8 protein-coding genes are annotated in these 10,536 nt (G+C 67.1%); 5 read left to right on the top strand and 3 right to left on the bottom strand.

Annotated elements, in window-relative coordinates; genetic code table 11:
* Window positions 1-188, bottom strand: a 188-nt coding sequence (locus tag KIT86_RS22460; protein WP_297402542.1) for a hypothetical protein, incomplete at its 3' end; no start/stop codon positions are given.
* Between KIT86_RS22460 and purU the strand changes: the two genes are divergently transcribed.
* Together purU and KIT86_RS22450 are read left to right on the top strand one after the other, a co-directional pair.
* On the top strand, window positions 187-1,035 hold the full coding sequence (gene purU, locus KIT86_RS22455; RefSeq protein WP_297402540.1) for a formyltetrahydrofolate deformylase: 849 nt from the start codon (window positions 187-189) through the stop codon (window positions 1,033-1,035). The two genes, KIT86_RS22460 and purU, sit on opposite strands and share 2 nt — an antisense overlap.
* 85 nt (window positions 1,036-1,120) lie before the next feature.
* On the top strand, window positions 1,121-1,990 hold the full coding sequence (locus KIT86_RS22450; protein WP_297402538.1) for a LysR substrate-binding domain-containing protein: 870 nt from the start codon (window positions 1,121-1,123) through the stop codon (window positions 1,988-1,990).
* Window positions 1,991-2,014: 24 nt separating this feature from the next.
* On the opposite strand, the gene KIT86_RS22445 is transcribed toward KIT86_RS22450, so the two are convergent.
* Window positions 2,015-2,437, bottom strand: coding sequence for an Hsp20/alpha crystallin family protein (locus KIT86_RS22445; RefSeq protein WP_297402536.1), 423 nt, complete (start codon window positions 2,435-2,437; stop codon window positions 2,015-2,017).
* 208 nt (window positions 2,438-2,645) lie between these two features.
* On the opposite strand from KIT86_RS22445, the gene KIT86_RS22440 reads away from it, so the two are divergent.
* The 3 genes from KIT86_RS22440 to KIT86_RS22430 are packed head-to-tail and all read left to right on the top strand — an operon-like array spanning window position 2,646 to window position 8,539.
* The gene (locus KIT86_RS22440; RefSeq protein WP_297402534.1) at window positions 2,646-4,148 is read left to right on the top strand and encodes an FAD-linked oxidase C-terminal domain-containing protein; all 1,503 of its coding nucleotides are present in this window, start codon (window positions 2,646-2,648) and stop codon (window positions 4,146-4,148) included.
* 51 nt (window positions 4,149-4,199) lie between these two features.
* The gene (locus KIT86_RS22435) at window positions 4,200-8,057 is read left to right on the top strand and encodes a PAS domain S-box protein (protein WP_297402532.1); all 3,858 of its coding nucleotides are present in this window, start codon (window positions 4,200-4,202) and stop codon (window positions 8,055-8,057) included.
* Window positions 8,054-8,539 (top strand): response regulator, encoded by a 486-nt coding sequence (locus KIT86_RS22430; protein WP_291112066.1) that lies wholly within the window; start codon window positions 8,054-8,056, stop codon window positions 8,537-8,539. The genes KIT86_RS22435 and KIT86_RS22430 overlap by 4 nt, the downstream gene beginning before the upstream one ends.
* A 21-nt stretch (window positions 8,540-8,560) precedes the next feature.
* On the opposite strand, the gene KIT86_RS22425 is transcribed toward KIT86_RS22430, so the two are convergent.
* Complete coding sequence (locus tag KIT86_RS22425; RefSeq protein WP_297402530.1) at window positions 8,561-10,534, bottom strand: carboxyl transferase domain-containing protein; 1,974 nt, start codon at window positions 10,532-10,534, stop codon at window positions 8,561-8,563.
* Window positions 10,535-10,536 lie beyond the last annotated feature (2 nt).

The raw sequence follows: 10,536 nt of genomic DNA, 5'->3' as shown, positions 1-10,536 counted from the left end.
AAACTGCGGTTGGGCGTGAAGGGCAACCACTGGTTGTCCATGCGTAGATCGTTGTAGGCCATGCGGGCGACTCCTGCGGCAAAAGGGCGTTGAAGCGGCATTTTGTCACCGCCTGCGGCCATGAAGGGCTCCATTGCGCCGGGTTCGGCCAGGCCCACCGCGCCTTGCTGCGACAATTCGCACGCCATGAATCACACCTACGTTCTTACCCTGTCCTGCGCGGACCGCCCAGGCATCGTGCACGCCGTTTCCGGTTTCTTGCTGGAGCACGGGGGCAACATCGAGGAAGCCGCGCAATACAACGACCACGCCACCGGCCTGTTCTTCATGCGCGTGCAGTTCGCCTGTGGCCAGCTCACCCAGGACGACCTGCGCCTGCACCTGCGGCTCTTCGCCGAGCCGTTCGCCATGCAATGGACGCTGCACCCGCTGGCCGAACCGGTGCGCACCGTCATCTTCGTCAGCAAGGAAGGCCACTGCCTCAACGACCTGATGTTCCGCTGGAAGAGCGGCCTGCTGCCGCTGGACATCCGCGCCATCATCAGCAACCACCGCGATTTCTACCAGCTGGCGGCCAGCTACAACGTGCCCTTCCACCACATTCCGGTGACCGCCACCACCAAGCCGCAGGCCGAGGCCAGGCAGCTGGAAATCATCCAGAGCGAAGGCGCCGAACTGGTGGTGCTGGCGCGGTACATGCAGGTGCTCAGCAACGACCTGTGCCGCGAACTCTCGGGCAAGGCCATCAACATCCACCACAGCTTCCTGCCCAGCTTCAAGGGCGCCAAACCCTACTACCAGGCCCACGACCGGGGCGTGAAGCTGATCGGCGCCACCGCCCACTATGTGACCGCCGACCTCGACGAAGGTCCCATCATCGAACAGGACGTGACCCGGGTGGACCACACCGACGCGGTGGAAGACCTCACCGCGCGGGGCCGCGACACCGAAAGCCAGGTGCTGGCGCGCGCGGTGAAATGGCACAGCGAGCACCGCGTGCTGCTCAACGGCCACAAGACCGTGGTATTCAAGTGAGCGAGATGCCGCAGGGCCGCCCCACGGCCGCTCAATCCCCTCGGGGGGCCGCGACCACGCGCCAGCGGCGCAGCCTGGGGGCGCCATGACCATCCGGATTCCTCCCATCCAGTGCCTGCTGACCTTTGAGGCGCTGGCGCGCCTGCGCAGCGTGACGCAGACCGGGGAGGAGTTGAACGTGACGCCCAGCGCGGTGAGCCACCGCGTGCGGCAACTCGAACAGATCCTGGGCACCAAGCTGTTCGGCCGCGCCGACTTCTCGCTCACCACCGAGGGCAGCGAGTACCTCGCTCACGTGCGCGAAGGCCTGGGCATCCTGCAGCGTTTCCCGGGTGGGAACACCGCGCCGGGCAAGCGCAAGCTCAAGCTGGCCGTCACGCCCACCTTCGCGCGCTCCATCCTCATGCCGCGGCTGCGCCAGTTCACCGAGGCCTACCCGGAGATCGACCTCACGCTGCAGGTCTCGATCCCGCTGCTGGACGTGGTCGCCGAGGACGCCGACCTCACCGTGCGCTACGGCACGGGTCGCTACGCCGACGTGGAGCACATCTGCCTGCTCAAAGACGAGGTGACGCCCCTGGCCTCACCCGCCTACATCCGCGAGAACGGCCCTTTCGACTCGGTGGAAGACCTGCAGCGCGCCGCCTTGCTGCGCAGCCCGCTGGAGCCCTGGCGCACCTGGTTCGCTGCGCACGAACTCGACTGGCCCGAGCCGATGGACGGCTCGTCGTTCAACGACATCGGGCTCATGTGCGATGCCGCCGCGCAAGGCCTGGGCGTGGCCCTGGTGCGGCTCAAGCTGGGCGCACCCTGGATCGAGAACGGTTCGTTGGAACGCATCTCGCCGCGCAACATCCCATCGCCGCACGCGCATTACCTGTGCTGGCAGGCGGGCGCGATGGAGCGATGGGAATGCGCGGCGTTCGCCGAGTGGCTCAAGAAGAGCGTGAACTGAGCCGCCCGGCGGCGGATCGCCGGATCACTCGATGGCCAGTCGCTGGGCGGCGGCGGCGGTCTTCTTCGGCAGGGTCAGAAGGAGCACACCGTTTTCGTACTTTGCTTTCGCGGCGCTGTTGTCCACGTCCACCGGCAACTGGAAGCTGCGCGAGACGGCACCGTAATAGCGCTCGCTGCGCAGCAGCCGGCCGCCTTCGGCCTGGCTGTCCTGCTGCTTGATTTCAGCGCGCAGGGTCACCTGCTTGCCGTCGACGTTGACGTGAATGTCTTCCTTGGACACGCCCGGCACCTCGGCTTGCAAGGTGTAGGCCTCGGGCGTCTCTTTCACATCGACGCGGATCTGCGCCGGCAGGCCGTCGCCGTGCAACGGCTTGACGTAGAACGCGGGCGCGACGTCGTTGAAGAAGTCGTCGAGGAAACCACGGCGGGCAATGAGGCTGTTCATGACAAGAAACTCCTGATGGGTGGTGAGGTTCCAGGGCGCGACAGGCGTCCTGCGATGCACACAACTTGATGCCGCCGTGCGCCGATTTCAAGGGCCCTTCGTCACCGCCCGCCGAAGCGTTCACAAAGCGCTGCAAGTTTCTTCAATCCGCGCGCGGGCCTTTCGCCTAGACTGGAGCCGCCCTTGATCCGACCCGCACTGGCCCCACATGAACGCTCCCGCCCTTCCCGCCGAAAACACCTCCCTGCAGCGCGCGCAACGGCAGGCCGATGTGGTGCGCTCGCTGCAGGCCGTGGTGCCGGCGCACGCACTGCTCTGGCAGGCCGAGGACACCGTTCCCTACGAGTGCGACGGCTTGACCGCGTACCGCGAGCGCCCCCTGGTGGTGGTGCTGCCCGAGACCGAGGACCAGGTCGCCGCCGTGCTCCGGGCCTGCCACGGCCTGGGCGTGCCGGTGGTGGCACGCGGCGCGGGCACCGGCCTGTCGGGTGGCGCCATGCCGCACGCGATGGGCGTCACGCTCTCGCTGGCCAAGTTCAACCGCATCGTGCGCATCGACCCGCGCTCGCGCACCGCGATCGTGCAGGCGGGCGTGCGCAATCTCGCGATTTCCGAAGCCGCCGCCCCGCACGGTCTGTACTACGCGCCCGACCCCAGCAGCCAGATCGCCTGCACCATCGGCGGCAATGTGGCGGAGAACTCGGGCGGCGTGCACTGTCTCAAGTACGGGCTGACCCTGCACAACGTGCTGGCGGTGCGCGGCTTCACGGTCGAGGGAGATCCCGTCACGTTCGGGGGCGGCGCGCTCGATGCGACCGGCCTGGATCTGCTGCCCCTGGTGATCGGCAGCGAAGGCATGCTGGCCGTGACCACCGAGGTCACGGTCAAGCTGGTGCCCAAGCCGTTGCTGGCGCGCTGCATCATGGCCAGCTTCGACGACATCCGCAAGGCCGGCGACGCGGTGGCTTCGGTGATCGCGGCCGGCATCATCCCCGCCGGCCTCGAAATGATGGACAAGCCCATGACCGCCGCGGTGGAGGATTTCGTCCATGCGGGCTACGACCTGAGCGCCGAGGCCATCCTGCTGTGCGAGAGCGACGGCACGCCGGAAGAGGTGGAAGAAGAGATCGGCCGCATGAGCGCGGTGCTGCGCCAATGCGGCGCCACCGCCATCGCGGTCAGCCGCGATGAAGCCGAGCGCCTGCGTTTCTGGAGCGGTCGCAAGAACGCGTTCCCGGCCAGCGGACGCATCAGCCCCGACTACATGTGCATGGACTCGACCATCCCGCGCAAGCGCCTGGCAGACATCCTCCTGGCCATCACCGAGATGGAGAAGAAGCATGGGCTGCGCTGCGCCAACGTGTTCCATGCGGGCGACGGCAACCTGCATCCGCTGATCCTGTTCGACGCCAACGACGCCGACCAGCTGCGCCGCTGCGAGTTGTTCGGCGCGGAGATCCTGGAGACCAGCGTCGCCATGGGCGGCACGGTCACCGGCGAACATGGCGTGGGCGTGGAAAAGCTCAACAGCATGTGCGTGCAGTTCTCGGCCGAGGAAAATGCACAGATGTTCGCCGTCAAACGGGCCTTTGATACCAATGGACTACTGAACCCGGGCAAGGTCATCCCGACCCTGCAACGTTGTGCTGAATACGGGCGGATGCTGGTGCGCGCGGGCGCTTTGGCGCACCCGGAGCTACCGCGCTTCTAGCTGTCAAATATCACGCAGGCAAAGGGGGGCCCTGGGGTACAGTTGTGCCGGATGAGCACCCTTTTCCCGTCGGAGGACAAACGCCTAGAAAGCCACAGAACCGAGCATTCGGCTGTGGAGCGTGAGCGTGCGTTGCTCCTGGAGCTGGAAACCCTGCGCGCGGAAAACGAACACCTGCGCCGCAGCTACGCGCAACGGCTCAGCGGCCAGCCCGACACGCCCGATCAGAAGCGCCAGGCCACCCTGCCGCTGCCCCTGGAAACCGCACTCGAACCTGCCACCCCGGACCGGTCCGCGCAGACCGCCCAGATCGAGTACGAAGCGCTGTTCTCGGCATTGGCCAGCGTCTTCCCCATCGGCGTCTTCCGCACCGACCACGCGGGCGTTCTCACGCACGTGGACGAGAAGCTCCAGGCCATGTTTGCGCTGCAGAAGACGGACTTTCCGAACTTCGGCTGGCTCAGCCGCGTCCACCCCGACGACCTGGAGCGCGTGCAGAAGCACTGGTTTCGGGCCATCTCGGAGGCCGAACCGCTCAGCGTGGAGTTTCGCCTGGTGCGCCCGCACAACGAGGTGGTCCATGTGCTGGTGCGCAATGCGCCCCTGCGCGACGCCGACGGCGCCGTTGTCAGCCAGCTGGGCTTCATGCAGGACATCACGCCGATGCGCGCCCTGGAAGCCGACGCGCGCATCAAGGACGAGCTGAACCGCCAGATCATCTCCAGCAGCCCGGACTGCACCAAGGTCCTCGACCTGCAAGGCCGCGTGGTGCAGATGACGGCCCAGGGCTGCCGCCTGGTCGAGGTGGACGATTTTGAACAGGTGCGCAACAGCGATTGGGTGACCTGGTGGCCGGATGACGGCGCCCTGCTCTCGCGCGAAGCCCTGGAGAGCGCGCGCCAAGGCAAGAGCGCGCGCTTCGTGGCCTTCGGCCACACGTTCAAGGGCACGCCCAAGTGGTGGGACACGGTGGTCACCCCCATTTGCGATGCCCGGAACCGGCCCGTGATGCTGCTGGCGGTCTCGCGCGACATCACCGCACTGCACCAGCAGCAGGAAGAGATTCAGCGCTTCAACGCCGAACTCGAAGCCCGCGTGCGGCAGCGCACCGACGAGCTGGCCGAAGCCAAGGAGCGCATCCACCAGGCCCTGCGCGACGCCCAGGCCCTCTACAACCAGGCGCCCTGCGGCTACCACTCGGTGGACGCCGACGGCGTGTTCGTGCTGATCAACCGCACCGCGCTGGACTGGCTTGGCTACACGCGCGACGAAGTCGTGGGCAGGCTGCGCTTCCACGATATCGTGCCGCCCGAACATCAGCATCTGGTCAGCGAGCGCCTGGCGCGCATGACGCGCGGCGAGAAGCTGGAATCCACCGAGTTCCCCATCCGGCGCCGCGACGGCAGCACCTTCCTGGCCTTGCTCAGCAGCACCGCGGTCGTCGACGAACAGGGGCGGTTCGTCCGAACCAACAACACCCTGGTGGACATCACCGAGCGCAAGGGCGCCGAGAACGCGCTCGCGGTGCAACGCAATTTCCTGCAGGCCATCACCAACAGCGTGCCGGTGCAGCTCGCGTTCTTCGACCGCGACCTGGTCTGTCGCTTTGCCAACGCCAGCTATGCCCGCTGGGTGCAGGGCGATACCGAGCAGCTGATCGGCATGCACCTGAGCCAGATCGCGGACCCGCAGGACTTCGAGGCCTCCCGCCTGAGCCTGGCCGCCGCCCTGTCCGGCGAAATCCAGCGCTTCGAAGGTGAGCGCACCTTCCCCGACGGCCACAGCTTCTACGCCGGCATCGAGTACACGCCGTATTGGCACGCCGGGCAGGTGCAGGGGATCATCATCCAGATGATCGACCTCTCGCAGCGCAAGGCCTCCGAAGACCTGGTGCGCAGGGCCAACGCCCAGCTCAACACCGCCCTGAAGCAGTCGCAGGACCTCTACAACAACGCGCCCTGCGGTTACCACTCGCTCGACATCAACGGCGTCTACGTGTCCATCAACGACACGGAACTCGACTGGCTGGGCTACCGCCGCGAGGAAGTGGTGGGCAAGATGGCCTTTCGCGACATGATGGCGCCGCGTCACTCGGATCTGCTGGAGCACCGCATGCAGAAGATCCTGAAGAACGACGCACTGGAGGCCGTGGAATACGAGATGCGCCGCCGCGATGGCAGCACCTTCCACGCGCTGCTCTCGTCGTCTGCCGTGCGCGATGCCGACGGCCGGTTCCTGCGCAGCAACACCACGGTGGTGGACATCACGCGGCGCAAGGCGGCCGAGATGGCGCTGCGCGACAACCAGCGCTTCCTGCAGACCATCACCGACCACGTCCCCGGCCTGATCGCCTACCTCGACGCGGGCCTGCATTTCCGGTTCGCCAACGCAGAGCACCTGCGGGTCTACGGCATGGACCCGCAGTACATCATCGGCCGGCACATCGGCGAATGCGTGAAGCCCGATGTCTGGGCCGACATCGAGCCGCGCATGAGAGCCGCGCTGGCCGGCCAGCCCCAGCATTTCGAGACCTGGCGCCCCACGATCGACGGCCAGCAGATCTTCGTGAGCGCGAGCTACCTGCCCGACTTCAATGACGAAGGCACGGTGCAGGGCCTGTTCGTGCAGATCATCGACATCACCGAGCGCAAGCGCATCGAAGAACGCGTCGTCCACCTCAACGAGGAACTGGAGCAGCGCATCAGCGAGCGTTCGCTGGAGCTTCTGGAAAGCGAGCAGCGCTTCCGCCTCATGGTGGACAACCTGCGCGACTACTGCATCTTCTTCATGGACGCCGATGGCGTCATCACCGACTGGACCGACAGCGCGCAGCGCATGGACGGCTACTCCCCCACCCAGATGCTGGGCCGCCACTACGGCGTGCTGTTCGACCCGGTCAACCCGGACCATGGCAAGGTCAGCGCCATGCAGATGCTGCGTCTGGCGGCCTCGCGTGGACAGCACGAGCTGCACAACTGGCACATCCGCAAGGACGGATCGCAGTACTGGTCGCACTCGGTGCTCATCGCACTGCGCGACGACAGCGGCGAGCTCAAGGGCTTCGCCAAGGTCAACCGGGACATGACCGACGCCAAGCGGCTCGACGACCTGATGCGCAACATCAACGACGAGCTGGAGAACCGGGTGGTCGAGCGCACCGAACAGCTGCTTGCCGCCAACAAAGACCTGGAGTCTTTCTCCTACTCGGTGTCGCACGACCTGCGCTCGCCCCTGCGCCACATCTCCAGCTTCGTCAGCCTGCTGGAAGAACACCTGGGTGGCCAATGCGACGAGGTGAGCGCCCGCTACCTGAGCACGATCGGCAATTCGGCCCGGCACATGAGCCAGCTCATCGATGGCCTGCTCGCCTTCTCGCGCCTGGGGCGCTCGGCCGTGAACCTCACGGCGGTGGACTTCACGTTGCTGGTGGACGCGGTGGTCGGCCAGCTCGGCCACGACACCGAAGGCCGGGTCGTCGACTGGGTGGTGGCGCCGGATCTGCCTGTGGTGCAGGGCGACGCGCTCTTGCTGCGCGAGGTCTGGGCCAACCTGTTGGGCAATGCCTACAAATACACCCGTCCGCGGGAACGAACGCGCATCGAGGTCGGCTGGAGCATGGACCCCGTTGTCGGCTATACCTTCTTTGTTCGTGACAATGGTGTGGGTTTTGACACAAAATACGCCCAGAAGCTGTTTGGCGTCTTTCAACGCCTGCATCGCGCCTCGGAGTTTGAAGGCACTGGCATCGGCCTGGCACTGACGCGGCGCATCATTGAGCGACACGGCGGCACCATCTGGGCTGAAAGCCAGCTCGGAGAGGGCAGTGTGTTCTATTTTTCGCTACCTTTTGAAGGCGCCCATGGGTTCGAGTCTCCTCCCGACTCCATGCCGGCCGCCCTGGAACCATGAGCAAAAACGCCGACGCCATCCTTCTTGTTGAAGACAATCCTGACGATGCCGAGCTGACCAAGCTGGCCTTGGCACGCCACGGGCTGGACGGGCGGGTCACGCACGTCTCGGATGGCATGCAGGCGCTGGACTACCTGCACCGTCGCAACGGCTTCACCAACCGCTCGGGCAGCAACCCCATGCTGGTGCTGCTGGATCTGAAGATGCCGCTGCTGGACGGCATTGGCGTGCTCCGGGAAATCAAGGGCTCGGACAACCTGCACCACATCCCGGTGGTGGTGCTCACCTCCTCCACCGAGCCGAGCGACCTGCTGCGGGCCTACGACGCGGGCACCAATGCCTACATCGCCAAGCCGACCGAGTTCTCGCAGTTCCTCAGCGCGATGAAGCACGTGTGCGAGTTCTGGATCAACATCAACCAGACCGCACCGCAGCTGCCCAGTGCCGGCGTGCGCACCACCGGCTTCGGCGACCTGATCTGAGCCCGAGGCCCAGCGTGGGCCTCACCAGGTGTCGATGAAGCGCCCTGGCCGGGGCTCTGCCACCTTGGCCCCCGCCAGCCCCCGCACCAGCCAGTCGCGCGTGAGCGCGGGGTCGATCACCGCATCGATCTCCAGCGTGGTCGCCATCTGCAGCGCCGAGCCGTTGGCGTACTGCTGCGCCAGCAGGCGCTCGAACAGCGCATCGCGCAGCGGCCCCTTCTCCACGGCCTCCAGCTCCTTTCGATAGCCCAGGCGCACCGCGCCTTCCAGTCCCATGGCGCCGAATTCGGCGGTGGGCCAGGCCACGGTGAACGAGGGCGAATGAAAGCCGCCCGCCGTCATGCCCATGGCGCCCAGACCGTAGCCTTTGCGCAGCACGATGCTGAAAAAGGGCACGCGCAGGTCTGCCGCCACCACGAACAGGCGGCTGACGTGACGCACCTGGGCGCGCGCCTCGGTATCCGGGCCGACCATGAAGCCCGGTGTATCGACCAGGCTCACCAGCGGCAGGCCGTGCGCGTTGCACAGCTGCATGAACCGAGCGGCCTTGTCGGCGGCGTCGGCGTCGATCGCGCCACCCAGGTGCAGCGGGTTGTTGGCCATGAGGCCTACCGCGCGGCCATCGATGCGCGCCAACGCCGTATGGATGCCCACGCCAAAACCGGTGCGCAGCGGCAGCAGGCTGCCTTCGTCCACCAGGCCCGCCATCGCGACCCGGGTGTCGTACACACGCAGCCGGTTTTCGGGTACCACGTCGCGCAGGGCCTGGGCGTCGGGCGCCCGCCCGCCCGCGACAGGGCCCTGGAAGAACGACAGGTATTGCCGCGCCACCGCCACCGCCTGCGCCTCGTCGTCCACCAGCACGTCGATCACCCCGTTGGCGTGCTGCACCGGGCTCGGGCCGATCTGCTCGGGACGGAACACGCCCAGCCCGCCACCCTCCACCATGGCCGGGCCGCCCATGCCGATGTTGCTGCCCTGCGTGGCAATCACCACGTCGCAGCAGCCCAGCAGCGCGGCGTTGCCGGCGAAGCAGCGGCCGCTGACGATGCCCAGCACCGGCACCTGGCCCGAAAGGCGCGCGAACGCGGCAAAGGTGCCCACGTGCAGCCCGGCGACGACGGGCATGTCGGTGTCACCCGGCCGCCCTCCGCCGCCTTCGGCGAACAGCACCACGGGCAGGCGCTGCGCCAGCGCCACGCCCAGCAGCCGATCGGTCTTCTGGTGGTTGCGCATGCCCTGCGTGCCTGCCAGCACCGTGGCGTCGTAGGCCATCACGGCGGTGCGCGAACGCTCGGTGCCGTGCGAGGCGGCATTGACCGAGCCGATGCCTGTCACCATGCCGTCGGCCGGGGTGTGGGCGATCAGGTCTTCCTCGCTGCGGCGCTGGCGCTGCGCGGCCACCGCCAGCGCGCCATATTCGATGAAGCTGCCCTCGTCGCACAGGTCGGCGATGTTCTCGCGCGCGGTCCGCAGGCCCTGGGCATGGCGTCGCGCCACCGCCTCGGGCCGTGCGGCGTCCCGGGTGCGGGCCTCGCGGTCGAGCAGCCGCTGCAGATCAGGTCTGAGCGCGGCAGGCCCGGGCCTGGCGGCTTCCTGCGCAGCGGGTGCGGGCGCCGTGGCGGTGGGTGCGGCAGCCTCGGCGCGCAACAGGACATCGCCCTGCTGCACCGATTCGCCCGGGGCGAACAGCAGCTCCAGCACACGGCCGGGCGCTTCGGCGCGCAGCTCATGCTCCATCTTCATCGCTTCGAGGATCAGCAGCGGCTGCCCCTTGGTCACCGTCTCGCCGGCGCTCGCCTTCACCATCTTGACGAGACCCGGCATCGGCGCGCGCAGATTGTCGCCGCCCGCTGCCTCGTCCTCCGCGGCTTCCAGCGGGTCGGGTGCGGCAAAGCTGTGCGCCAAAGCACCCTCGAACACCGTCACATGTCCCGGCCATTTAGCATGCCTCAGCCCTGTCGAGGCGACATGCCAGGGTTCGATCGTCTGCACCG

The sequence above is a fragment of the Hydrogenophaga sp. genome, from assembly GCF_026125825.1.
Classification (GTDB): domain Bacteria; phylum Pseudomonadota; class Gammaproteobacteria; order Burkholderiales; family Burkholderiaceae_C; genus Hydrogenophaga.
The sequence above is the reverse complement of the archived record's forward strand: the minus strand, read 5'-3'. Positions and strand labels throughout refer to the sequence as shown.